Annotated in this window: 23 protein-coding genes; 10 read left to right on the forward strand and 13 right to left on the reverse strand. The window is 63.2% G+C overall.

Annotation, left to right across the window (positions count from 1 at the left end; translation table 11 throughout):
• The first annotated feature begins 170 nt into the window (after positions 1–170).
• The 3 genes from J8I29_RS21795 (at position 171) to J8I29_RS21805 (ending at position 2734) form a co-directional block, all read left to right on the forward strand.
• Positions 171–923: a hypothetical protein gene (locus J8I29_RS21795; RefSeq protein WP_209433261.1), complete on the forward strand. Its 753-nt coding sequence runs from the start codon at positions 171–173 to the stop codon at positions 921–923.
• 178 nt (positions 924–1101) lie between these two features.
• A complete protein-coding gene (locus J8I29_RS21800; RefSeq protein ID WP_209433262.1) occupies positions 1102–2043 on the forward strand; it encodes a T6SS effector amidase Tae4 family protein in 942 nt (313 codons plus the stop codon).
• 214 nt (positions 2044–2257) lie between these two features.
• Positions 2258–2734 carry a hypothetical protein gene (locus J8I29_RS21805; RefSeq protein WP_209433263.1) on the forward strand — a complete coding sequence of 159 codons (477 nt, stop codon included), beginning with the start codon at positions 2258–2260 and terminating at the stop codon, positions 2732–2734.
• A 126-nt stretch (positions 2735–2860) separates the two neighbouring features.
• Here the strand turns inward: J8I29_RS21805 and J8I29_RS21810 are convergent, their stop codons facing one another.
• Positions 2861–3391: a DUF3455 domain-containing protein gene (locus J8I29_RS21810; RefSeq protein WP_209433264.1), complete on the reverse strand. Its 531-nt coding sequence runs from the start codon at positions 3389–3391 to the stop codon at positions 2861–2863.
• 275 nt (positions 3392–3666) lie between these two features.
• Between J8I29_RS21810 and J8I29_RS21815 the strand changes: the two genes are divergently transcribed.
• On the forward strand, positions 3667–4797 hold the full coding sequence (locus tag J8I29_RS21815; RefSeq protein ID WP_209433265.1) for a heparin lyase I family protein: 1131 nt from the start codon (positions 3667–3669) through the stop codon (positions 4795–4797).
• 74 nt (positions 4798–4871) lie between these two features.
• Positions 4872–5237 carry a hypothetical protein gene (locus tag J8I29_RS21820; RefSeq protein WP_209433266.1) on the forward strand — a complete coding sequence of 122 codons (366 nt, stop codon included), beginning with the start codon at positions 4872–4874 and terminating at the stop codon, positions 5235–5237.
• Between the two features lie 55 nt (positions 5238–5292).
• On the opposite strand, the gene J8I29_RS21825 is transcribed toward J8I29_RS21820, so the two are convergent.
• A complete protein-coding gene (locus tag J8I29_RS21825; protein WP_209433267.1) occupies positions 5293–6621 on the reverse strand; it encodes an AAA family ATPase in 1329 nt (442 codons plus the stop codon).
• A gap of 128 nt (positions 6622–6749) precedes the next feature.
• Positions 6750–9455, reverse strand: coding sequence for an excinuclease ABC subunit UvrB (gene uvrB / locus J8I29_RS21830; RefSeq protein ID WP_209433268.1), 2706 nt, complete (start codon positions 9453–9455; stop codon positions 6750–6752).
• A gap of 155 nt (positions 9456–9610) precedes the next feature.
• Here uvrB and J8I29_RS21835 point away from each other — a divergent pair, with 155 nt between their 5' ends.
• On the forward strand, positions 9611–9985 hold the full coding sequence (locus tag J8I29_RS21835; RefSeq protein WP_209433269.1) for a lysozyme inhibitor LprI family protein: 375 nt from the start codon (positions 9611–9613) through the stop codon (positions 9983–9985).
• Positions 9986–10198: 213 nt separating this feature from the next.
• On the opposite strand, the gene J8I29_RS21840 is transcribed toward J8I29_RS21835, so the two are convergent.
• Both J8I29_RS21840 and J8I29_RS21845 read right to left on the reverse strand, forming a co-directional pair.
• The gene (locus tag J8I29_RS21840; protein WP_209433270.1) at positions 10199–10519 is read right to left on the reverse strand and encodes a GNAT family N-acetyltransferase; all 321 of its coding nucleotides are present in this window, start codon (positions 10517–10519) and stop codon (positions 10199–10201) included.
• 72 nt (positions 10520–10591) lie between these two features.
• Positions 10592–10909, reverse strand: a complete 318-nt coding sequence (locus J8I29_RS21845) for a hypothetical protein (protein ID WP_209433271.1) — start codon at positions 10907–10909, stop codon at positions 10592–10594.
• 158 nt (positions 10910–11067) lie between these two features.
• On the opposite strand from J8I29_RS21845, the gene J8I29_RS21850 reads away from it, so the two are divergent.
• Positions 11068–11922: a hypothetical protein gene (locus J8I29_RS21850; protein WP_209433272.1), complete on the forward strand. Its 855-nt coding sequence runs from the start codon at positions 11068–11070 to the stop codon at positions 11920–11922.
• Complete coding sequence (locus J8I29_RS21855) at positions 11919–12602, forward strand: lysozyme inhibitor LprI family protein (protein ID WP_209433273.1); 684 nt, start codon at positions 11919–11921, stop codon at positions 12600–12602. The genes J8I29_RS21850 and J8I29_RS21855 overlap by 4 nt, the downstream gene beginning before the upstream one ends.
• Before the next feature lie 233 nt (positions 12603–12835).
• On the opposite strand, the gene queC is transcribed toward J8I29_RS21855, so the two are convergent.
• From queC to J8I29_RS21880, 5 genes are all read right to left on the reverse strand, one after another.
• A complete protein-coding gene (gene queC / locus J8I29_RS21860) occupies positions 12836–13540 on the reverse strand; it encodes a 7-cyano-7-deazaguanine synthase QueC (protein WP_209433274.1) in 705 nt (234 codons plus the stop codon).
• Positions 13541–13681: 141 nt separating this feature from the next.
• Positions 13682–14617 (reverse strand): rhodanese-related sulfurtransferase, encoded by a 936-nt coding sequence (locus tag J8I29_RS21865; RefSeq protein WP_209433275.1) that lies wholly within the window; start codon positions 14615–14617, stop codon positions 13682–13684.
• A gap of 79 nt (positions 14618–14696) precedes the next feature.
• Complete coding sequence (locus tag J8I29_RS21870; RefSeq protein ID WP_105862227.1) at positions 14697–16754, reverse strand: elongation factor G; 2058 nt, start codon at positions 16752–16754, stop codon at positions 14697–14699.
• A 143-nt stretch (positions 16755–16897) separates the two neighbouring features.
• The gene (locus J8I29_RS21875; protein WP_209433276.1) at positions 16898–17641 is read right to left on the reverse strand and encodes an NAD-dependent epimerase/dehydratase family protein; all 744 of its coding nucleotides are present in this window, start codon (positions 17639–17641) and stop codon (positions 16898–16900) included.
• Between the two features lie 161 nt (positions 17642–17802).
• Entirely contained in the window at positions 17803–17964 is a 162-nt protein-coding gene (locus tag J8I29_RS21880) for a hypothetical protein (RefSeq protein WP_181161133.1), read from the reverse strand.
• Positions 17965–18399: 435 nt separating this feature from the next.
• Here J8I29_RS21880 and J8I29_RS21885 point away from each other — a divergent pair, with 435 nt between their 5' ends.
• Entirely contained in the window at positions 18400–19602 is a 1203-nt protein-coding gene (locus tag J8I29_RS21885; protein WP_105862225.1) for a pyridoxal phosphate-dependent aminotransferase, read from the forward strand.
• An 81-nt stretch (positions 19603–19683) separates the two neighbouring features.
• Here the strand turns inward: J8I29_RS21885 and J8I29_RS21890 are convergent, their stop codons facing one another.
• Positions 19684–20475: a hypothetical protein gene (locus J8I29_RS21890; RefSeq protein WP_209433277.1), complete on the reverse strand. Its 792-nt coding sequence runs from the start codon at positions 20473–20475 to the stop codon at positions 19684–19686.
• Between the two features lie 556 nt (positions 20476–21031).
• A complete protein-coding gene (locus tag J8I29_RS21895; protein WP_105862223.1) occupies positions 21032–21388 on the reverse strand; it encodes a hypothetical protein in 357 nt (118 codons plus the stop codon).
• Positions 21389–21639: 251 nt separating this feature from the next.
• Between J8I29_RS21895 and J8I29_RS21900 the strand changes: the two genes are divergently transcribed.
• Positions 21640–22074 carry a MarR family transcriptional regulator gene (locus J8I29_RS21900; protein ID WP_209433278.1) on the forward strand — a complete coding sequence of 145 codons (435 nt, stop codon included), beginning with the start codon at positions 21640–21642 and terminating at the stop codon, positions 22072–22074.
• Positions 22075–22171: 97 nt separating this feature from the next.
• Here J8I29_RS21900 and J8I29_RS21905 read toward each other — a convergent pair whose 3' ends face one another.
• Positions 22172–22486 carry a septal ring lytic transglycosylase RlpA family protein gene (locus tag J8I29_RS21905; RefSeq protein ID WP_245197242.1) on the reverse strand — a complete coding sequence of 105 codons (315 nt, stop codon included), beginning with the start codon at positions 22484–22486 and terminating at the stop codon, positions 22172–22174.
• Positions 22487–22513 lie beyond the last annotated feature (27 nt).

Below are 22513 nucleotides of genomic sequence, written 5' to 3' on the forward strand. Positions count from 1 at the left end.
TCACGGCATCCGTCTTCACTATGGATCCGCAATCCGCAATGCCGGCGCCATGACAGGTTCCGTGACTTGGATATCGAGGCCTTGTGCACGGGGTATTCGGCCCGTGGTGGTGGTCATCCCGAATGCCTCGGCCGGGCCTCGTTCCAGGTGGTGAAGATGTGGAGGCGGGAATGGAATATGTCTCATTGCTCTTCACCCTCCTCGGCGGTCTCGCTGGAGCGATCTGGGACAAGCCGCCTCGCTGGGTGAAATACGGCATTATTTTCATTATTCTGGCGTCATCGGGCTTCTCTGGATACAAAATCTGGAAGGACGACCAGGACAAGCAGGCAAAACAGCTCTTCGATACGGAAGTCGAGAGAAGAACCATTGCCCTGAGTATTTCGGATCTGAACGTCGTGCATCCCCAAATTCTCGGGTGGCTGCAATCGAAGGGCTACAGTGCGGGGACGGATTGCCGCACATGGGGAGATGGCGTCCTCTGTGACGTCCAGGAGGTGCAGGGGAGGGACAAATGGGACCTTCCACTGCGGCGCACCGATCTCACGGCCTTGTATCTCTACGCTTTGAAATCCAAACCTTTGCTGTCTCCGGAAGCCTTCAAATATCTGGACGACCTATTCACGCGGGGGGGCAACGCGGTCCCCCTGATGCAGCGAAACGATCTTTGGGACATCACGGCGATCGTCGCCGCCAATAGCCTGTATGAAAGTTGCGGCTTCGGGCCCAATGCGATGCGCGTGAGCGACAAGTTGGAATATCTATTGGATTACCAGCGGGACGCCGTCTTTCACACCATCGCGCTGGCGCAGCCCGATCCGTCCTTGTGGGCAATGGATGAGGATCCGCCGAAGATCTTCCATCGCTTGATCACGCAGTACAGGCAGACCATCGCGGCGCAGGACAATCGATGCAAAAGCTGAGATGGACGGCGGCAATGCGGGCCGGCTTCAGGCCGCGCTCCGTGCCCAGCAGGCCAGCGGCCACCGGAAACGGAAGGTTCCGTCACAGTAATACGCAATAGGTCGCCGCAATTCACGGTATCGGCGAAGTGAATTCAACGCACAGGTTGTTCGAGGATCGGGCTCGCGGAGAATTTCCATGGACAATTTCGTCGATATTCACGGCAAGCCCGTTCATCGGATCGATCTGGCTGTCGGTGAGACAAGGATCGTCGGCCTGAAAAAATTCGATCTGCAGCCCATGGTCGAAGTGGGCGTGGTTGCGAGAAACGCGGACATCGCCTTCAGCCAGCAATGCGTTCATCTGGGCGATGTGACCAAGAAGAAATATATCGACGTCTACGACATGGCGAAGGTCGCGGCGGACAATGTTCCGATCGAGTCACAGGGACGTTTCTTCTTCCAGATTTGCGGCAGGTCCGCCGGCGAGACCGAGCTGGACGCTTTCTACTGGGTTTCCAGGGCAGGGAAGATGGGCGCCACCTACGCGCCGTCCCTGCCCATCAGCGTGAAGCCAAATCCGAAGCTGCTCGTCTTGCCGGCTGCAGCAGGCCGGTCCGTCGGCAGCTTTCAGGAAATGTGGAACAACCATCCGATGAACCCGGCAAATGGGGCCGTGCATTATCCCTGCAACGACGGCGGGGCCCCGCTGCGCAACATGCAGTGTTTCGTCCGGCTCTGCGAGGCGCTGCATCTGAGCGGGGTGTCCTTCAAGGGATGCTGGGGCTCGTCCTGCCAGCTTCCCGGCGCCGATCACCGGCATCATTTTTCGAACCCCTATGATTTTCCGACCTGGTCCTGGGCCAAGGGAAAGGCCTATGTCTGGGAGGCGAAGCCCCCGTTCTCGCCCGAACCGATGCCGGGCCTTGCCGCTTTCAAATTCGTCGAAGGCCGCCAGGGCATCATCCTGTTCACCCATTATTTCAGCATCAAGGGACAAACCTCGATGTGGGGTGGCCATATCGACCTATGGAACAAGGACAGGATGGGCAATACCTATGCCGACATGGACCCGATGCAGGGTGAATCGGCCTTTCTGAGGTCGAGGAAAATCAGCTTCTGGCCGCTGGTCGCCCTTTAGGCCGCAGGCGCGTGGAGGGCAGTCTTCAGACCTTGACCGAAAATCACGGGAACCTCCGCTTTTGTCACTTTCGCGGTTCTGCTGCCCGTTCTGAGCCAGGCTCTTCAGGCCCGCCCCTCGGAGAGAGCGAAACGCATCTATAGTTTCAATTCCAGGTAAAACATGATGTAGTCACCGGCGTCTTACTGCGGGGCTGGTGATGTTGCGGAACTTCATGTTGGTATTCGGGCTGTCGGCTTTGATCGCCGGCTGCGCGCCCCTGGTCGGCGTCAACGCCAACAGCACGACGCCGCCAAGCGCGGAGACCAAGAAGAAATTCCAGGGCGGCACGACCAACATGACGTTCAGCGCCCATGGCACGCAGGTCGAGTTCCTGGGCAAGGATGGCCGGACTGCTTTATGGTATCCCGGCAACGCCGTCGTTCTGCAGGGCCGCTGGCGTCTCGTCGGTGCTGATCCGACCACCGGTTTCCAGGACAACATCTGCTTCCAATACGGCGCCAATACCTACAATCCGCTCACGCTCAACTATGGCGGCAACTGGGAATGCGAGGGGATCGCTCTGTATGAGGGGCATGTCGTCGAGCGCGTGGCGGGCGATCCCTTCGGCCTGGGCAAGCGCGGTGCCGTGCCCTTCGTGCTGCCACGGCAGCGGACGACCTTTGCCGACCTGCTGAAGCGGCGTTCCTGACGCCTCGTCACGCCCGGTTGAAATCGACGCGTCGAGTTGACCCGTCATCCCCGGCACGGCCGAAAGCCGTGGGGAGGGGATGACGGGCGCAGTTGCCCGTATCGGTCAGAGTGCGCTGTCGCAGGCTCAGTCGGCCTTGGCGAAGAACGCATAGGTCGCGGTGTAAGGCACGCCGACTTTCGTCCCGGTGCGCACCGGCGGTGCAGCGGGGGCGACGCCGCCATGGGTGGCGATGCGCTGCACATAGCCGACCTTGCTCAGCGCGCCGGCCGCCGGATCGGCCGTGACCTTGATGAGCAGCCAGGGAATATCGGCGTCGGCCTTCCTGGCCGGCACCGTCACCACGGCCGTATCCTTGTCGCGGACGACCTTGCTGCCGTCGGCGGCCTCCCAGGAGGGGCCGGCATAATGATGCACGGCGCCTTGTTTCGCCGCCAACTCGGCCACGGGGGCCTCGAGCACCCATTTGGGCGCCGCGCCGGCTTCCGCCGTGCTGGTATAGACCTGCAGGCCCCTGGCCTTGGCGGTGAAAACAAGCGTGTAGCCGGCCGGCGGCTGCAGCGCGGCCGGCACGGCCTCCGCCGCTTTTGCAGCCTGCGTTGCTCCGGCAAGCACCATCGCCGCGGCGACGAATGCGTAGGTTTTGTGCGTGGGCATTCCGATCTCCTGGCCCGATGCCGGGCTGGTGTCTGTCGCGGCCCGGGTAGCATGGCATGGGTATCATGGGCCCGGCAATATGCCGTGCGAGGCCGTCCACGCCGACAGCACCGGAATTGAGCGTACTGTCGTCGTAACGACCAATTTCAACATGACCAGCACGGACGATAGAGTGTATGAGGCAGAAAAATCAGTAAACCGCCATTGTAATTCCGGTCCCTTGTTTTGACTCCGCCTCAGCTTTGCCTGATGTTCGCGGAATTGGGAGGGACCGCATGCGGTGGTTGATTGCCGGCTTGCTGATTTCGTCGAGTCTGGCCGGAGGCTGCCGGGCCGGCGACCTCCATGACGGTTTCGACAGCGGCAGCGTCGATCCGGCCTCGTGGAGCTTCAGCAAGTTCGTCGGCGGCTATCCGTCCAAGCAGGTGCAGCCTCTCTTCCCCGGCAGCGGCGGAACCGCGGGCGCCGTCTCGATCGTCACGACGGACGCCGACGGCGGCAATGATTGCCCGCTTGAGGAAGCGCCTGCGGGCGGCTGCCAGCGGGCCGAATTGCAGGTCGCGAAGAAGCAGGCGCTCCCCTACGGCTCCGACAGCTGGTATGCCTTCAGCCTCCGTATTCGGGGGCAGGTCGCTGTCTCAGGCAGCCACCGCACGGTCATCGGCCAATGGAAGGGGCAGGGCAATGACAGCCCGTTCGTGGCGCAGCGCTACGATGACGGCATTTTCCATATCACCGTGGAAACGGCCAACGGGCGGTGCCTCGTCGCGACGGACCGCAACAATGTGGCCGAGGTGCTCCAGGCCCAGGAATTTCTCGCCTCCCTCGACGCCTCCGACGATCGGGTGCGCGAACAGGCCGTCGCGCTGATACGGGGCAAAATCGGACAGCAGCGGCAGGCGGAGGTCCTGACCGGCGTGATGCCGGCCAACGCACCCCTGCCGGCGCCGTTGCCGGGCACGGAGGCGGAGGACCGGCGCAGCGGGGAGAACCGTGCCGCCGATTACCTGCAAGGGCTCGCCTTCCTGTCGGCCCCGGAGAATTATCTCGGCTGTCACCTGGTCCGCATCGAGCCGGTGTCGAACCGGCCGCTGCCGACGCCGAGGGATGCCTGGGTCGACATGGTCTATCATATCAGGGGTTCGCATTACGACCCGTCCGGCAGGCCTGTCGGCGCCCTGCTCGAAGTCTGGGCCGACGGCCGGAAGATCGTACGGGTCAGCGGCGATTTCGGCATCCGGCCGCCCATCGATCCCAAGGACGATCCCGGGACGCAATATGTCAAGCTCGGTCTCTATCGCCTCAGGCAGCCGGGGACGCTCAGCGTCGACCTCGACGAGTTTTCCCAGGCCTCGGATCTGGCCGGGCTGCGACTTGAGCACATGCATCCGCTGGAGACGCCGTGACGGGTGAATGACGAGTGCTGTGGAGTAATGGTACGGACGGCGCTCCTGAATGGGGAGCGATAGAGGGGAACAGAATGCGTCTGATGCTTCCAGTGATTTTCGGAGTGTTGGGACTGGCGGGCTGCGCTGGGCAAGGTCCGAACCAGGTGACAGAGGCCCAAGCGAAACATGCCTTTCAGGCGTGTGGCGCAACGCCATGGGTACCGTTCACGCCGGCGCAGAGACGCTGCATGAACATGCAGCGGGATGCCATCGATTCCAGGGATGATTGCCTCAAGAACGCTGCGCCCGACCAAGTGGACAGATGCGCTACTCAGATCGCCAAGTACACCGAGGCCTGGCGTCAATGCGGCGGCGTTGCAGGCGGTAACAGAGCCGTTTTCTGCGCCATGGCCAAGGAGCCGGAGGGCCATCGCTGGCTCATGGGCCACAAGAGCTAGAGTCCGTGATGTTAATAGAATGCATTGTCGCCGTAATTAAGAAAATAAAAGGGATTCACAAAGCTGTTATATTCTCAAATGTGAATTCCAGCTGAACGGGATTCTCATTATCAAGGCGGCGCCACCTAATATAAAATAGAAATGATGGCTCAAGTATATATAACGAGTTATCTTGCGATCTCCACTCTAGAAGCTCAATGCCGCGTCTTTCTTGAAAATTTGATAAAGCGCCGAGAGCTGATGTGACAGATGGGAATGGGGGTTTCTCGCTGGGTGATATGGCGAGACTCTGGAGTCTGCTATCAATATCGCCGCGCCTTAATGAAAATTGTACTGGATTGATAGCAAAACAGAGAATTATAAGTTCATATGTTTTGTATTTTCTTGATTTTTCTCGCGGTCCTTTGGTTAAAGTTTGATAATAAGATTCAAATGGAGTAGTGTAGCGATTTTTTGCTACGGAGTTAAATATTACGTTAAGATTGTACGAATCCATTTTAATTTTTGTTCTTTGGATATCGGAGACATAAATTAGATTTCGTGACGAAAAAATTTCAAGACATACCTGCTGACAAACAATTGGGAGGCCAACGGATTCGGATGCTATCTTTAAGGTTACGGATTTATCAAAATCCTTTTTTAGATACTTGAATCCGAGAAGACAAATTTTCTCCAGGTCATCCTCACTCCAGTCGCCGATATCAATTTGAGTGATGCGGCCAATAAGATCTTTATTGCTGTTCGCAATGTCCACGGCTCTGTGGCTCGTTTCAACAACGATCACACTTAAGTGGCTATCAACAAACCTTTTCCATTGCTGAAATAAATCAATCTTTGTTGTTTCGGAGAGATAATGAAAATCCTCCACAACTAGTACATGATTAAGATGAACGAGTGCGTCAATAAGTGTTTCTGGATTTGGATCGGCTAATACTCTTCGCCGAACATCTTCTTCCGTATCAGATTGATTTGAAACTAATCTTCCTTTGCCAACTACTGAGGCTAAAGCTTTCCAGCCGGCGGTTAAGGACACCTCTGATTCAGCGCCAGCTGTTGACGTATTTTTATTTGTAGTCGTTTCTGTCCTAGAAAATTCTATTTTTTCTAATGCTCTAGTCCAAATATCTCTGGTGGACATTCCTTTGGAGCAACCCACGACAAGTGGAAGTTGCTTTCTCTCTGTGAGGACATTCTTGTATAAGGTACTTTTCCCCGTTTTGGATGGACCCGTCAGAAGGCAAAGCTGTCCTTTCTCATCCAAAGCTCTGTTAAGATTCCTTTCATATAGGCCATTATCTCTTTTTACGTACGTTATCGTCGGCTGGCCAGTAGTTACAAAAACGTTGGTAATTTTTTCTGCGCTACTGCGATTAAAAAGAGCCATGCCGAACCTATTTGAAAGGGCTCACCGTGAACCATACGGCAAAGCCTGCGGCGCTGTTATTAGACGGCACTCTTGATATTATATTACACAGCTCTGTTTCAAGCTTCCCTTATATAGGATGGTCTTCTTCACCGCTTCCACCTCCGCGGCCCTGGCTTCCCACCACCCTTCTTCCGCGCCTCCGCCCCCAGCGGCACCTCGCGATCCGTGCCCGGGCCCATGCTGTCCAGCCCCGGCTTGGCCGCCCGCGTCTTCGGCAGGTTCGCCGCGTCGCCATAGGCCTTCGGGCCCTTATACGCCCCGGCCTTTTCGCGCACGCTGACCTGGCGGGCCGAGCCGTCGTCGGCCACGGCCATCTCGGTCTCGCGCAGGCGCTTGAGTTCGTCGCGCAGGCGGGCGGCTTCCTCGAAGCGGAGGTCGGCGGCGGCGTCTCGCATGCGCTTTTCTAGGTCGGCGGTGACGGCCTCGAAATTATGGCCGACGGTGGCGACATTGTCGGCCAGGCCCTTGTCGACGGTGACGCGGTCGCGCTCATAGACCGAATTGGTGATGTCGGCGATCGAGCGCTTGACGCTCTCCGGCGTGATGCCGTTGGCCTGGTTCCAGGCCATCTGCTTCTCGCGGCGGCGGTTGGTCTCGGCGATGGCGCGCTCCAGCGAACCGGTCATGTTGTCGGCATAGAGCAGCACGCGGCCATCGACGTTGCGGGCGGCGCGGCCGATGGTCTGCACCAGCGAGGTTTCCGACCTCAGGAAGCCTTCCTTGTCGGCATCGAGGATGGCGACCAAGGCGCATTCGGGAATGTCGAGGCCCTCGCGCAGGAGGTTGATGCCGACCAGCACGTCGAAGGCGCCGAGGCGCAGGTCGCGGATGATCTCGATGCGCTCGATGGTGTCGATGTCCGAATGCATGTAGCGCACGCGCACGCCATGGTCGTGCATATATTCGGTGAGGTCCTCGGCCATGCGCTTGGTCAGCACGGTGACGAGGCTGCGATAGCCCTTGCGCGCGACTTCCTGCACCTCGCCGAGGAGGTCGTCGACCTGGGTGCGGGCTGGGCGGATCTCGCATACTGGATCGATCAGTCCAGTTGGGCGGATGACCTGCTCGGCGAAGACGCCGCCGGTATGCTCCAGCTCCCATTTGCCGGGGGTGGCCGAGACATGCACGGTCTGTGGGCGCATGGCGTCCCATTCCTCGAAGCGCAATGGGCGGTTGTCGAGGCAGGAGGGCAGGCGGAAGCCATATTCGGCCAGGGTCGCCTTGCGCCGGAAGTCGCCTTTATACATGGCGCCGATCTGCGGCACGGTGACATGGCTCTCGTCGGTGAAGACGATGGCATTGTCGGGCAGATATTCGAACAGGGTCGGCGGCGGTTCGCCGGGCTGGCGTCCCGTCAGCCAGCGCGAATAGTTCTCGATGCCGGCGCAGGAGCCGGTGGCCTCCATCATCTCCAGGTCGAAGGTGGTGCGCTGGTCGAGGCGCTGGGCCTCCAGCAGGCGGCCGCCGGTGTAGAGCTGCTGCAGCCGGGTCTTGAGCTCGTCCTTGATGCCCTTGATCGCCTGGTTCAGCGTGGGGCGCGGCGTGACATAGTGCGAATTGGCGTAGACCTTGACGAATTGCAGGTCCTGGATCTTCTGGCCGGTGAGCGGATCGAACTCGGCGATGCTCTCGATCTCGTCGCCGAACAGGTTGATGCGCCAGGCGCGGTCCTCATAGTGGGCCGGGAACAGCTCGATGGTGTCGCCGCGCACCCGGAAGGTGCCGCGGGCGAAATCGGCATTGATGCGCTTATATTGCAGGGCGACGAGGTCGGCGATCAGCTGCTTCTGCTCGACGCGCTCGCCCACGCTCATCGAGAATGTCATGGCGGTGTAGGTTTCCACCGAGCCGATACCGTAGATGCAGGAGACCGAGGCGACGATGATGACGTCGTCGCGCTCCAGCAGCGCGCGCGTGGCCGAGTGGCGCATGCGGTCGATCTGCTCGTTGATGGAGGACTCCTTTTCGATATAGGTGTCCGTGCGCGGCACATAGGCCTCGGGCTGGTAGTAGTCGTAGTAGGAGACGAAGTATTCCACCGCGTTGTTGGGGAAGAACGACTTGAACTCGCCATAGAGCTGGGCCGCCAGCGTCTTGTTCGGCGCCAGGATCAAGGCGGGGCGCTGGGTGCGGGCGATCACCTGCGCCATGGTGAAGGTCTTGCCCGAGCCTGTGACGCCGAGCAGCACCTGGTCGCGCTCATGGCTCTGCAGGCCCTCGACCAGCTCGGCGATGGCGGTGGGCTGGTCGCCGGCCGGCTGGTATTCCGAGACGAGTTCCAGGCGGATGCCGCCCTCGCTCTTGTCGGGCCGCGAGGGGCGGTGCGGCGTCCACACCGGCTTGCCGACCATGCGCGGGTCGCCGCCCTCCAGCAGTTCGGAGAGCGCCTTGATGGTGCCGGCCGAACCGCCGAGCCTGTCGAGCCCGTCCGGATCGAGCTCGCCGCCCTCCTTGGCGCGCGCCTTCTTGTCGGCCGGCTTGCGCTTGACCGCGCGGCCTTCCATCTCGGCGCCCCCACCGGCGGAGGGCACGCCCAATTTGGCGGCAAGCTCGGGGTCGAGGCCCGTGACGGCACCGGTGTCGAAGCCGGCCTGCGGGCCTTCGCCGAAGCCCGGCTTCTCGTCGTCGCGCAAGCTGCTTTTGGCCTCCTTGAGCAGGCCGGGATTGAGCAGCGCCTTCAAATGCTCGTCGAGCGAGGGCAGGGCGGGTCGCGCCGCCTTGGATTTGGGCGTGCGGAGTTTCTTCGGAGCAGGCGTCTTGCTCGGGGAGGGGGATTTGGGCGTATCGGACATGCTGAGATAATGGGGTGAGTCACGCGCCGGGGGAAGGGCTGTCGTCGGAAACTTGCTGACAACGTCCTGTCAGCAGGGTGGCTGAGTTTCCCGCGGCACGACGAGGCGGCTGCCATTGTGCTAGCGACGGGTGTTCGTCGCCTTGGGAGTCCCGGATGACCCGTCCTGCAAGTCTTGTCATGATTATCGCCACGGCCCTCGCTGTCCTCGCCTGGGAAGGCCCGGCCCAGGCCGCCGGCTTCGACTGCCGCAAGGCGCATACGGTCGTCGAGAAGCTGATCTGCGCCCATCCGAAACTCTCCCGCCTCGATGACGAGATGAACCGGCTCTACCAGGCCATCGAGGGCGAGACGCGCGGCGTCGACGGCGAGACCGGCGCAGCCAGCGACCCCTTCGGCAAGGACCAGACCCGCTGGCGCGAGACGGTGCGCGACATCTGCATCGACGCTGCCTGCATCGAGCGCGCCTATGCGGCGCGCATCGGCCAGGTCAGAAAGGACTGGGCTTCGGCCCTGGGCGAGGGGCAGTAAGACCAACGGCCTCGATGTTTGATCCGCACGTCATTGCGAGCTCTGCCAATCCACAGGATTGGCATGGCGAAGCAATCCAGGAGCCATGGCCACCACGTTTCCCGGCACTGGATTGCTTCGCTACGCTCGCAATGACGGCGCTTAACCGGGCAAGCATCTATGCCATTGGTGTAATTGCCGCCATCGCCGGCAATAGCCGGGTTTCCCGCCACCTCAGCTGACATGGAAGTCCGTGGCGACCAGGGGCAGGCCGAGGCGGGCGGCGACGGCGCGCGAGGCCTGGTTGTCCCAGGACGTGCTGTAGAAGGGCACGGCCCCGAGCGCCCGCACGGCCTGTGCCCATCCGGCGACGACCGCGGCGGCATGGCCCAGGCGGCGGTAGTCGGCATGGGTCTCGACCCCGGCGCAATGCACCGCGTCGGAGATGCGCACGCTGGCGCAGAGCGCCACGGCGCGATCGCCCTCGACGACAGCCAGGAAGGGCCGCCGGTGCGGCACGTCCGGCAGCCAGTCGGGAAAGAGCGGCCGCAGCAATTCGGCATTGCCCTCATGGATGGCGACGAGCGATCGCGGCGGCGGCAGGGCGGCATCTGCCCGGTAAACCGGTCAGGACCAGATCTGCGTCACCGGAGCCTGGTGGCCGAGCAGGTCGAGATAGGCCTGCTGCCGGGCCGGCGGTTGCTGCGGCACCTCGCCTAGCATCTCGTCGCGGCAGAGCTCGCCGAGGCGGGCGACCAGGGCATCCGGCATGTCGGCGCGGCAGCGAAACAGCGGCCCAGCCGGCGTGCGCATGAGATGGAAGCGGGGCGCCGGACGGGAAGCCCACTCATTGCTATGCAGCAGGCGTCCCCGGTCGTCGGTGGCATAGAGGGTGTCGAAACGGCGGCTCAGCAAGGCCTGCAGGCTATCGGTATCGAGAGACATGGGCCGAACCTATCGGGGCCGCGACGGCCAGACAATCGCCGGCGGCGAGTCCCCTGTATCCGCCGAAACTGTGGCCGCGGACCAAACGGTGCAGGAGATTGTCCCGGCTCCGGCTCGTGCTAGATATCGGAGCGTCCCTGGAATGGAATCACCCCGCCATGAAGCTTCAGCTTGCCCTCGGTGCCGCAGCCCTGGCCCTGATGCTGCCGGGCCAGGCCCTGGCCGATTGCGACATCACCGACGCCCTGCTGAAGCAGGCCTATCCCGACGCGCAGCAGGGCGACAACGGCCTGCTGGTCAAGGGCGGTGCCTATGATCGTGCGATCAATCCCGGCGATGTGGTCTGCAAGGCCTGGCCCTACCGCCCCGAGCTGATGCTGGCGGCGGTGCCGCTGATCGAGGCCGAGCCGCCGATCGAGGGCGAGAACAAGGGCGATGTCGAGATCATCATCGCCGATGTCGCCACCGGCAAGCCCGTCGCGCGGCGGCTGGAGAAGGGCATGGCGTTCTCGGACGCCATCCGGTTCGGCTCGATGAGCCTCGATACCGCCCGCTACGACGTCGGCGACGGGCTGCGGGCCTTCGGCCTGCGTACCTCGCAATCCGGCAGTTCGCGCCTCAATCCTTATGGCGAGCAGGCGTTGTGGATGTACATCTTCGACAAGGGGCGCATCGAGCGCGTGCTGGACGGGCTGATCGTCGAGCGGAGCAATGGCGAGAACAACGGCGAGTGCGAGGGCGAATCCACCACGCTGACGCGCACCGTCAAGCTCGGTCCCAAGGCCGGGGCGGGCTATCGCGACCTCGCGGTGGAGCAGAGCCTCACCCGCGAAACCTGGAAGACGGTTGCCGGCGAGTGTCGCGCCGATAAGCGGCCCGGCAAGCCGGCAGGGTTCAAGCTGGTCTATGACAATGGCCATTACCGCCCGGTCGGCGGCGTCAAGCCGCGCAGCGAGGACGGCGATATCGAGAAGGATCTGTTCTCCCTCATCGAGACCGGGAAGCAGCCATGATCGCACGCAACCCGGCCGGCCTTGCCATTGCCTGCCTCCTGCCCGCCATCGCTTTGGCGGCCGGCAAGCCCTCCTTCGACTGCCGCAAAGCCGCGAGCGAGGTGGAGAAGGCGATCTGCGCCAGTCCCGTTTTGTCGAAGGCCGACGCGGCGATCGCCGCGGCCTATGATCGCTTGCGCAAGGCCCTCGACCCCCGGGCCGCTGCGGCGCTTGCCGCCGACCAGCGCTGGTTCGTCGGTGCCCGCGACGACGCGGGCGCCGGCAAGGAGGGGGACGGCGCCTTTCGCACACTGAAGGAGCGCCTGGCGGAACGCTCGGGCTTTCTCGAGGGCGTCCGCGTCAAGCCCGCGGACGGCTTTGCCGGCAATTGGCGCAACGTCGCCGGCGGACTCGACATCGAGGCCAAGGCGGATGGCAGCCTGAGCGTTTCGGGCACTGTCGTCGAGCCGGTGATGGGACGCTGGGTCTGCGAGGTCTCCGGCAGCGGGCGGGAGGCCGGCGGCGTGCTCGAGGTCAGGCAGGAGGACGAAACGTCGACCCTCAAGCTGACCCGCGAGGGCGCCAGCCTCAAGGCCGAGACGGTGTTTCCGGCCGGTGCGACCGAGCGCAGGGTGGGCTATTGCGGCATGAACGGCTCCGCCGACGGCAGCTATTTCCAGGTCCCGCCCGGCAGCAAATGAGGGCGGGCGGCTGGCCGCAGGCGATACGATGAGGTCGAGAACGCGGCGTCATACCAACGATATTGATGCTTGACCGATCAAGCACCGTCATTGCGAGCGCAGCGAAGCAATCCAGAGATGGAAAACGTGGTGTCCGTGGCTCATGGATTGCTTCGCTGCGCTCGCAATGACGCGCGGGTCAATCATCTTGCCCAGCCCTTATCCTTGCGCCTGCGGCCGCCCGGGTGCTCGCATCAAGAAGCGCTCTCGGCCACGAAGCGCCGGTAGCCGCTGGACCTCAGCTCGCAGGCGGGGCAGGTGCCGCAGCCATAGCCCCAGTCGTGCCGATGGCTGCGATCGCCATTGTAGCAGGTGTGGGTGTGTTCGCGGACGAGATCCACCAGAAGCTCGCCGCCGAGCTCCCGTGCCAGCCCCCAGGTCTGCGCCTTGTCGATCCACATCAGCGGTGTGTGGATGACGAAACGGCTCTCCATGCCGAGATTGAGCGCCAGCTGCATGGCCTTCATGGTGTCGTCGCGGCAATCGGGATAGCCGGAGAAATCGGTCTCGCACACGCCGGTGACGAGATGGCGGGCGCCGCGCCGATAGGCGAGGGTGGCGGCGAAGGTCAGGAAGAGCAGGTTGCGCCCGGGCACGAAGCTGTTGGGCAGGCCATTCTCCTGCATGGTGATCTCGACGTCGCGGGTCAGGGAGGTTTCGCTGATGCGGCCAAGTATGCCGAGGTCGACGAGATGGTCCTCCCCCAGGCGCCCCGCCCAGGCCGGAAAGGCTTCGCGCAGGGCGGCTAGAACCACCGGACGCATCGCCAGCTCCACGCCATGGCGCTGGCCATAGTCGAAGCCCACCGTCTCCACGCTGTCGAAACGCTCGAGCGCCCAGGCGAGGCAGGTGGTGGAATCCTGACCGGCCGAGAACAGGACGAGGGCTTTGTCAGACATGGTCTTCTCGCAATTGCACACAGAGTTTTCTCTTTACCCTCCCCTGGAGGGAGAGGGGCGATGCGAAGCATCGGGGTGGGGTGACTGCCATCCCGAACCGGCGCATGAGGCAACGTCATCTCATTGGCACGACGGTGCTTTTCAGCTTTCTTCGACCGCCGTGGCAAGGCGCGGGCCGAGATGGGCATGGCCGCGCCGGCGGGCGAGCGTCTCCTGGCGATGGCGCTCGCGCGAGGAGGCTTTCTGCGTCTCGGTGAGGGTGGCGGCGCAATAGGGGCAGCTCACGCCCTCCTCATAGTCCGGCGATTGCCGGTCCGTTGCCGAAAGGGGCGACAGGCAGCCATGGCAGAGCGTGAAATCCTCGACTTTCAGGCCATGGCCGACGGCGACGCGCTTGTCGAAGACGAAGCAGGCGCCCTCCCACAGGCTCTCGGCCGGCGGGATCTCCTCCAGATAGCGCAGCACCCCGCCCTTGAGGTGATAGACCTCCTCGAAGCCCTCGCGCAGCATCAGGCTGGTCGCCTTCTCGCAGCGTATGCCCCCGGTGCAGAACATCGCCACCTTTTTGTGCCTGGCGGGATCGAGATTGTCCCTGACATAAGCGGGGAAGTCGCCGAAGCTCTCGGTCTTCGGATCGAGCGCGCCCTTGAAGCTGCCGATGCGCACCTCGAAATCGTTGCGCGTGTCGATGACCAGCACGTCCGGATCGGAAATCAGGGCGTTCCAGTCCCTGGGCTCGACATAGGTGCCGACCCGTTCCAGCGGGTCGACGCTCTTGTCGCCGATGGTGACGATCTCTTCCTTCAGCCGGACCTTCATGCGCAGGAAGGGCATCTCCTCGGCAAAGGAGGTCTTGTGCTCGATGGCATCGAGGCCGGTGATCGCGCGCAGGCGCGGATGGAAGACCGCCATCGCCTCTGGCGTGCCGGCCACCGTGCCGTTGATGCCCTCATGCGCCAGCAGGATGATGCCCTTGATGCCGAGCGAACAGGCGAGCTTGGCCAGCGGCTCGCGCAGCTCCGCGAAGCCGGGCAGCCGGGCAAAATGATAGAAGGCGGCAATTTCGATGGTCGGCATCGCCGCTCTTTAGCGCCATTGGAGGCGGTGGGCAAATTTCCCCCGGGACCGCCGGCTGTCAGCCGGCGGTCCCGGGACCCTACTGTGCCGCCTGCCTCGACGCCACGATGGTGTCGGCCTGCCGCCCGGACAGTTCGGCCAGATGGTCGAACCGAGACCGGAAGGTGCCGACGCCCGCCGTTGCCGAGCGCAGCTCGATGATCAAATCGGTGATCTCCGCCTCCGGGATCAGGGCCTGCACCACATCCCAGCCTTCCCAGCCCTCGCGGGCGTCGAAGCCGAGGATCTGGCCACGCCGGGAGGAGACGATGGCGTTGGCCTTGGCCGTGGCATCCGAGGGCACCGAGATCTCGACCGCCAGCACCGGCTCCAGCAGCACGGGACTGCATTGCGGCATGGCCTCGCTCATGCCGATGCGCGCCGCGGTCTGGAAGGCCATGTCGGAGGAATCCACCGTGTGGTAGGAGCCGTCCGTCAGCGACACGCCGACATCCACCACCGGGAAGCCGAGTGGGCCCCGCTTGAGATATTGCTTCACGCCCTCCTCGACGGAGGGAATGTAGTTGCGCGGCACCACGCCGCCGGTGATCTTGTCGATGAAGGCGAAGCCCTCGCCGCGCGGCAGGGGGGCGACGTCGATCACCACGTCGCCGAACTGGCCATGCCCGCCGGACTGCTTCTTGTGGCGCCCGCGCACGCCCGTCACCGGCTTGCGGATGGTCTCGCGATAGCCGATCTGCGGCTGGCTGGAATCGACGGCGACGCCGAATTTCGAGGCGAGCTTCTCCACCGCCACGCGCAGATGCATCTCCCCCTGGCCCCGCAGGATGGTATCGCCGAGTTCGGCATTCTGTTCCATGGCGAGCGCCCGATCCTCATCGGTCAGGCGCTGCAGGGCGGCCGAGAGCTTGACGTCGTCCTTGCGGTCGCGGGCCCGGACGGCCAGCGACATCACCGGCTGGGGTGCCTCGATCTCGGCCGGCCGGGGCACGGCCTTGCCGACGGCGAGCATGTCGCCGGTGTGGGCGGCATCGACCTTGCCGAACGCGACGGTATCGCCGGCCTGGGCCTGCGTCGTCTTCTGGGTGGTCTGGCCCAGCAGGCGGGCACAGCCGGCGATGCGGCCGGTCTCGCCGGAGGACGTCGTCACCGTCATGCCTTCCTGGAAGGCGCCGCTCAGCACGCGGGTGAGCGAAAGCTTGCCGGCATGGGCGGTATGGAAGGTCTTCATCACATAACCGACAGGCTCCGAGCCGGGCGTCACGCCCAGGCGGCTGGCGGTTTCCTTGATGCAGGGCGCCTCGTGGCGCAAAGCCTTCATCAGGCGCAGCATGCCGTTGCCGTTGGCCGCCGAGCCCATCAGCACCGGCACGGCCAGGCCGTCGCGCAGCTCATGGGCGAGGTCGTCGAACACCCGGTCGCGGGGCGGCTCGACCTCCTCGAGGAGCTGTTCCATCAGCGCGTCGTCGTGATCCGACAGGCGTTCCAGCATCGAATAGCGCGCATCCTTGCTTTCGTCGCGCTCGTCGGGCGGAATCTCGACCACCTGCGAGGCGGCATGCTCCTGGTAGATGAAGGCGCGCTCGAGCGCCAGGTCGACATAGCCGACGGCAACGCCGTTCTTCCAGATCGGGATCTGGCGCAGCAGCAGCGGCAGCCGGGAGGCCGGCTGCAGCAGCGGCAGGGCTTCGCGCACGCTCTGGTGCGCATTGTCGATCTTGTTGAGGAAGAGAAAGCGCGGAATCTTCTGGTCTTCGAGTTCACGCAGGATCAGCTGGAGGGCCGGCACCTTCTTCTCGTCGGCCTCGCAAACCACCACGGCGGCGTCGACCGCCGGCAGCACGGGGCGCATCTCGGCCAGGAATTCGATCGAGCCGGGGCAATCGATGAAAGTATAGGTCTCGCCCATGAAATCCACGGAGGCGATATTGGCCTCCACGCTCATGGCGTGGGCACGCGCCTCGGCACTGGCGTCACCGATGGTGGAGCCGGCCGCCACGGTGCCCTGGCGCTGCAGGGCGCCCATGCGTGCGAGGATGGCTTCCAGAAGGGTCGTCTTGCCGCTTTGGAACGGGCCGACCAGGGCGATGCAGCGCGGCCCGCTGGATCGTCTGCCGTTTGGAGTGTTCTGCGTCATTGTCGCGTCCCTCCTGTTCTGGCCGCCGCTCTTTTGGGCGGCTGACAGGAACCGTCGCGCCGATTGCAGGCCGTGGCAAGGGAAAAGTGACATGCGCTGCCACGGTCGCCAAAGCCTGTGCCACCCGGCAAACCACGCTCTGCTCAGGCCACGAGACGGAAATCGGCCCGCCAGCCGAGCTCGTCCAAAGCTCTGGTGGTGGAGAGCTCGGCGCTTGCCTCCGCGACATTGTAGGCGCCTGGCCGGCCGTGATCGATCGCGAGCAGCGCTGCCTGTGCCGCGGCATCGACATGCACGGACATCGGCCGACGGGGAGCGTCGCTGCCGGTGCCGGGACCATAGAGATAGCCGTAACGCAGGATCACGCCTTCGATGGGAGCCTGGAGCACGGCGTCTTCCAGTGCGATCACCCCCTGCACGCTGACGGCACCGGGGCCCTCGGCGCCGTGGTCGAGGGGATCGGTTTCGGCGTGCGGCAGCGGCCCCGGCGCGTAGACCCAGGCAATGCTCTGGGCAATGATCCGGCGGGCTCCGGCGGCGAGAGCGGCCGCGACCAGGTTGGCGGTTCCTTCCCGCCGGATACGAGCATTGCGCGGCACGAAGTCGGGCATGCGGGCCGGATCGAGGGCAGGGGGCAGATCGGTGAGCTGGTGGATGACGATTTCAGGTCTGGCGGCCGTTACCGCAGCGATCAGCGCGTCGCGCTCGAAGACATCGACCACCACCGGCTCGACGCCCAGCTTGCGCAGGGCTTCGGCCCTGGCAGGCGTGCGCGTGGTGCCGACGACACGGTGGCCGGCGCGAAGGAGGAGGCAGGTGAGGGGGGCTCCAATGGCACCGGCTGCGCCGGCCAGGAAAATGGTTCGGGGCAAAATGGTTCGGGACATGGCTGACTTCGTCTCAGAATGATCGGCCCTGAGATAGCCTCGCCACGGGGTCGGCGGAAAGTGCCAAGAATGGCGTGAAGGACTGTACCAAAAAAATGCGCCGGATGGCGGGGGGACCATCCGGCGCGTTGAGCGACCCGTTCAATTCGCTTGCGGGGGGACTAGGCGAAGAACCCAATGGTCGCTGTTACTACTGTTGCAGTCGCGAGAAGTCCGACGAGCCAGAGCGCCAAGGTGAGTTGACGTTCCGCTTCAGCCGCCGAAACGCGCATGGCGCGGGTATCGGCCTTGAACATGCGTGCGGTTGCCTGATTGACGGCCATCGTGATCTCCTCGAAACGCTCGAAAACCTCTAACGTCCTTCCGTCTAGAACTTCGCCCGGCGGGACGAAGTGCAAAAACGCACGCGGCACTCAACTCAGATACTTCGGGCTGCGCATCACATCACCGCAAACTCGCGTGGCCGTGAAGCGCATCGGCTACGATCAAAGCATCGCCGCCGATCACGGCGGGCTTTTGCACGTTCTCAGGCGGCGGTGAGGAAGTTTCGCGGCATTGTTGTGTCGATATCGTCAAGCAATGAGCTCACGCGACCTCTCCGGCAAGTTGTGCATTGGGCGTAATCTTTGCGCTTGAATGCAGACCGGGCGGCGCCTAAGCAGAGGCGCGCCCTCCGGGGCGGGCAGGGGCCCCCCATCCGGGCCGCCGCCATGTTCCGCTTCAACCGCATTTCCCACGGCTTACAGGAGTTTCCAGCCATGGCTTTTCTCGCCGACGCCCTCTCGCGCATCAAGCCTTCCGCGACCATCGCGGTGAGCCAGAAAGCGCGCGAACTCAAAGCGGCGGGACGCGACATCATCGGCCTTGGCGCGGGCGAGCCCGACATGGATACGCCTGACAACATCAAGAAGGCCGCGGTCGACGCCATCATGCGCGGCGAGACGAAGTATCCGCCGGTCTCCGGCATCCCGCAGCTGCGCGAAGCCATCGCCGCCAAGTTCAAGCGCGAGAACGGGCTCGACTACAAGCCTTCGCAGACCATTGTCGGCACCGGCGGCAAGCAGATCCTGTTCAATGGCCTGATGGCGACGCTCAATGCCGGCGACGAGGTCGTCATCCCCACGCCCTATTGGGTGTCCTATCCGGAGATGGTGGCGCTGTGCGGCGGCACGCCGGTCTTCGCCGAGACGACGCTGGCCACCAATTTCAAACTGTCGCCCGAGGCCTTGGAGAAGGCGATCACGCCGAAGACCAAGTGGTTCATCTTCAACTCGCCCTCCAATCCGTCCGGGGCCGCCTATAGCCACGACGAACTGAAGGCACTCACCGACGTGCTGCTGCGTCATCCCCATGTCTGGGTGATGACCGACGACATGTACGAACATCTCGTCTATGGCGATTTCGTCTATTACTCGCCGGCCCAGGTCGAGCCCAGGCTTTATGACCGCACGCTCACCATCAACGGTGTCTCCAAGGCCTATTCGATGACGGGCTGGCGCATCGGCTATGCCGCCGGCCCGGAGAAGCTGATCAAGGCGATGGACATGATCCAGGGCCAGCAGACCTCAGGCGCCTGCACCATTGCCCAGTGGGCGGCGGTGGAAGCGCTCAACGGCACACAGGACTTCATCCCCGAGCGCCGAAAGATCTTCGAGGGCCGCCGCGACCTGATCGTGGGCATGCTCAACCAGGCCAAGGGCATCCAGTGCCCGACGCCGGAAGGCGCCTTCTACGTCTATCCCTCCTGCGCGGGCACGATCGGCAAGAAGGCGCCGAGCGGCAAGGTGATCGAGACGGACGAGGATTTCGTCTCCGAACTGCTGCAGGCCGAAGGCGTGGCGGTGGTGCATGGCTCGGCCTTCGGCCTCGGCCCGAATTTCCGCATCTCCTACGCGACCTCGACCGAGGCGCTGGAGGAGGCCGGCCGCCGCATCCAGCGCTTCTGCAACACGCTGGTCTGATCGTTCGGAACAGGCAAGACTATGCGGCCCGCTCCTGAAAGGGGGCGGGCTTTTTCTATCGGCTCGGGTGTTCTTGCCGGGTCAGGCCGTTTGTGCCGATCGACCGCCCGCTTCGGCGGCCATGGCATGCAAGGCCTCGATCCAGTCGGATTGCCTTTCGAGATCCTGGAAACAACGCTTAAGCATCGAGGCACCTGCGCCGGGCGCTCCCGGCAAGATCTTGCGTTTGTCGATGCCTCGCACGGCACAGAACAAGGCCGTGGCAAAACAAAGCTCCGGCAGGTTCATGTAATAAGCGTAGTAGTCCTTCCAGGCATGGGCGATTTCAGGGGTAGGCACGCGTGTGTCCGCGCGAAACTGCATAAGATAGAAACCGAAGCCGAGAAAAACGGCGGTGAAATCGGTGCGCATTTCCTCGAAGGCTTCATCCCCCGGAGCGGGGCGCCGCGCCCCGAGATCGAGGACAGCGTGGGCGACCTCATGCGCCAGCACCGCCACGAGATCGGCCCGGTTGCTTAGTAGGGCCGTATCGTAATGGATGGTAACGCCATGCTCGCCTGCCTGATAGAGGCCCGCCGCCGTCATCTGCTGCTGAACCCGGCTATCGCTGTAGCGTCCGCTCGATCCGAGCGGCGCCAAAGTCATGGGGTGGTCGGCGACACCGGCGAATCTGCGAATCCTGGCGAATGTGTCCTGAGCAAGCGCGTGTCCCGCTTGGCCGGCGGCCGGAAAGAGCCGTTCCGACAGCGGCAGGAGCTGCGCCGTGGCGAAAGCTCTGCGATGGGCATGAGCGGTAAGCAGCCATTCCGCCTGACCGAACATCCAGCCCATCATCTCCGGATCGAGCATAGTCTTACGACGGAACGGCCACATATTTGTTCCATGAGATAGTTTGATGAAGAGATGCCGTCTTGACGCCGCAATAAAGGTGCGTCGGGTTGGTTATGCTTATATCTTCCAAAGGCTTCCGTTAGTGTTTACCAATACCGGTAGGGCCAGCAATTGCAAGCAGTCTTAACCGATAGATCTGCCATATTGGGCAAAGCTGCAAATAAGATGCATGAGTGATCCCAAGTTTCGAAGATGCTGAGTACTCAAACAGGGCGATCGTTTCCGGTTAACGCCAAGCGCGACTACCCTCCCCTTGATGGGGAAGGTCGGCCTGAAAGGCCGGGGTGGGGTGACTTCTTGGCAAAAATCCCCCGTTTTCTTCGTCGCCACCCGAGGATTTCACCCCACCCCGACGCTAGGCGTGGGCCCTCCCGAGCGCTTTGCCGACCTTAAGGCGATGGGCGCGGCCGATGCCATGCTTTTGCGCAAGAGGCGAGAAGCGACGCAAAGCGCGCTTGTGGCGGCCTGCGTGCGAGCGCCCGCCATTAGGGGCAGGCGCCAGGCTGCAGCCGAACATCCTGCCGATGGCAAAGTCCCTTCAGCGTTGCCGGATTCCGGCGGCGCGCCACAGGCCGAACACCAGAACGGCCACCAGCACGATATGGAATATCTTGTCGCCAACCGTCTGCGGTCCGATGCCGATGGCGATCGTGACGGCGCCGACCAGCGTCCCCAGAAGAGCAAGACCCTGCGCAGCGAGAGCCGCGAACCGCGCCAGGGGTGGCCGGACAAGGCTGGTGGCGAGACCCAGCGCCAAGATGACGGCAATGATCGCCTCCGCAGTCGCGGCTCTCGAATGAGGCTCTCCAAACGGCAAGAGGCCGGCATGCGCCATGGAAGCACAGGCAAAGAGCGCGGTCTCAGGTGCGAGCAAGCGTGCGATCCGCGCGGTCATGATACCCGCTCCGCATTTCCGGTCGTGCCTGGGCCAGGACGATGCAGGGCGTCAGGCCGGGCTTCGGCCAGCAGTGCGGCCGCCGTCGGGCCGGGGAGGCCGCCACCGACGATGAGCACGGAAGGTCTGGTTTGCAGCGGCGTTCCCATGGCTGTCGTCTCCCTTCGCTATTATTTTGATTGACTAAAATATTTTATTAGTCAAATATTTTTATGGGGCGAACTTCCCTGCCTCCCAAGGATGCCCGCATGATGCCGCCGGATCGCAGCCCTGACTCTGCTTCCGCTGCCTGGCGGCTGATATTCGATTTCCTGATGCGATCTTCGCCACAACGCCTGGAGAGCCTGCGGAGTCGCGGCCTGACCCCTAACGATTCACGGGTTCTGTTCACGCTGGATCGGGAAGAGGCGCGTCCGATCGGCGCGCTTGCGCGACAATGGGGGGCCGATCCCTCGACGGCGACGTGGCTGGTCGATCGGCTGGAGCGGGCGGGCCTTGCCGAGCGTTCCGCTGCGCCGGATGACCGCCGGGTGAAGCTGGTACGGCTCACCGGAAAGGGCGAGGTGACCCGCAAGGAGTTGATGGAAGAGCATTACCGCACGCCGCGCGAAGTCGCCGCCCTTTCCTCCGGCGATATCGAGGAACTGACCCGCATCTTCACCAAATTGAACCAAAGCGTGGAATGAGAAGGCGCCACGGCGGGCTCCGACGGCCGGTAGGTGCAAAGAAAAAGGGCAGCCCGGAGGCCGCCCCAATTCGCTCGTCTTCTCTTCATTGCCTCGCTCAACGGGCGGCGAGGCGCTCCATCTTCACCTTGGCGGTGCCCGAAGACACCATGCCGACGGCGCGGGCGGCGCCATAGGAGAGATCGAGGACACGGCCCTTGGCGAAAGGCCCCCGATCGGTGATGCGCACCACCACCTTCTTGCCATTGCGCAGGTTCGTCACCTGCAGCTTGGTTCCGAAGGGCAGGGAGCGATGCGCGGCAGTCAGGCCGCCCGGGTTGAAACGTTCGCCATTGGCAGTGCGGCGACCGCTAAATTCCTTGCCGTAGTAGGAGGCCACACCGACGGAGTCAGCATAGCTAGTTCCCGTCATCGTTAGTAGAGTAATTGCTGCGGCAAA

Origin of the sequence: Labrys sp. LIt4 (assembly GCF_017813775.1) — a bacterium.
In the GTDB taxonomy this organism is placed as follows: Bacteria; Pseudomonadota; Alphaproteobacteria; order Rhizobiales; family Labraceae; genus Labrys; species Labrys okinawensis_A.

Coding starts and splice junctions, on each gene's coding strand:
- J8I29_RS21795 (WP_209433261.1), top strand. CDS start 171: ATGGAATATGTCTCATTGCTCTTCACCCTCCTCGGCGGTCTCGCTGGA.
- J8I29_RS21800 (WP_209433262.1), top strand. CDS start 1,102: ATGGACAATTTCGTCGATATTCACGGCAAGCCCGTTCATCGGATCGAT.
- J8I29_RS21805 (WP_209433263.1), top strand. CDS start 2,258: ATGTTGGTATTCGGGCTGTCGGCTTTGATCGCCGGCTGCGCGCCCCTG.
- J8I29_RS21810 (WP_209433264.1), bottom strand. CDS start 3,391: ATGCCCACGCACAAAACCTACGCATTCGTCGCCGCGGCGATGGTGCTT.
- J8I29_RS21815 (WP_209433265.1), top strand. CDS start 3,667: ATGCGGTGGTTGATTGCCGGCTTGCTGATTTCGTCGAGTCTGGCCGGA.
- J8I29_RS21820 (WP_209433266.1), top strand. CDS start 4,872: ATGCGTCTGATGCTTCCAGTGATTTTCGGAGTGTTGGGACTGGCGGGC.
- J8I29_RS21825 (WP_209433267.1), bottom strand. CDS start 6,621: ATGGCTCTTTTTAATCGCAGTAGCGCAGAAAAAATTACCAACGTTTTT.
- uvrB (WP_209433268.1), bottom strand. CDS start 9,455: ATGTCCGATACGCCCAAATCCCCCTCCCCGAGCAAGACGCCTGCTCCG.
- J8I29_RS21835 (WP_209433269.1), top strand. CDS start 9,611: ATGACCCGTCCTGCAAGTCTTGTCATGATTATCGCCACGGCCCTCGCT.
- J8I29_RS21845 (WP_209433271.1), bottom strand. CDS start 10,909: ATGTCTCTCGATACCGATAGCCTGCAGGCCTTGCTGAGCCGCCGTTTC.
- J8I29_RS21850 (WP_209433272.1), top strand. CDS start 11,068: ATGAAGCTTCAGCTTGCCCTCGGTGCCGCAGCCCTGGCCCTGATGCTG.
- J8I29_RS21855 (WP_209433273.1), top strand. CDS start 11,919: ATGATCGCACGCAACCCGGCCGGCCTTGCCATTGCCTGCCTCCTGCCC.
- queC (WP_209433274.1), bottom strand. CDS start 13,540: ATGTCTGACAAAGCCCTCGTCCTGTTCTCGGCCGGTCAGGATTCCACC.
- J8I29_RS21865 (WP_209433275.1), bottom strand. CDS start 14,617: ATGCCGACCATCGAAATTGCCGCCTTCTATCATTTTGCCCGGCTGCCC.
- J8I29_RS21870 (WP_105862227.1), bottom strand. CDS start 16,754: ATGACGCAGAACACTCCAAACGGCAGACGATCCAGCGGGCCGCGCTGC.
- J8I29_RS21875 (WP_209433276.1), bottom strand. CDS start 17,641: ATGTCCCGAACCATTTTGCCCCGAACCATTTTCCTGGCCGGCGCAGCC.
- J8I29_RS21880 (WP_181161133.1), bottom strand. CDS start 17,964: ATGGCCGTCAATCAGGCAACCGCACGCATGTTCAAGGCCGATACCCGC.
- J8I29_RS21885 (WP_105862225.1), top strand. CDS start 18,400: ATGGCTTTTCTCGCCGACGCCCTCTCGCGCATCAAGCCTTCCGCGACC.
- J8I29_RS21890 (WP_209433277.1), bottom strand. CDS start 20,475: ATGTGGCCGTTCCGTCGTAAGACTATGCTCGATCCGGAGATGATGGGC.
- J8I29_RS21895 (WP_105862223.1), bottom strand. CDS start 21,388: ATGACCGCGCGGATCGCACGCTTGCTCGCACCTGAGACCGCGCTCTTT.
- J8I29_RS21900 (WP_209433278.1), top strand. CDS start 21,640: ATGCCGCCGGATCGCAGCCCTGACTCTGCTTCCGCTGCCTGGCGGCTG.
- J8I29_RS21905 (WP_245197242.1), bottom strand. CDS start 22,486: ATGACGGGAACTAGCTATGCTGACTCCGTCGGTGTGGCCTCCTACTAC.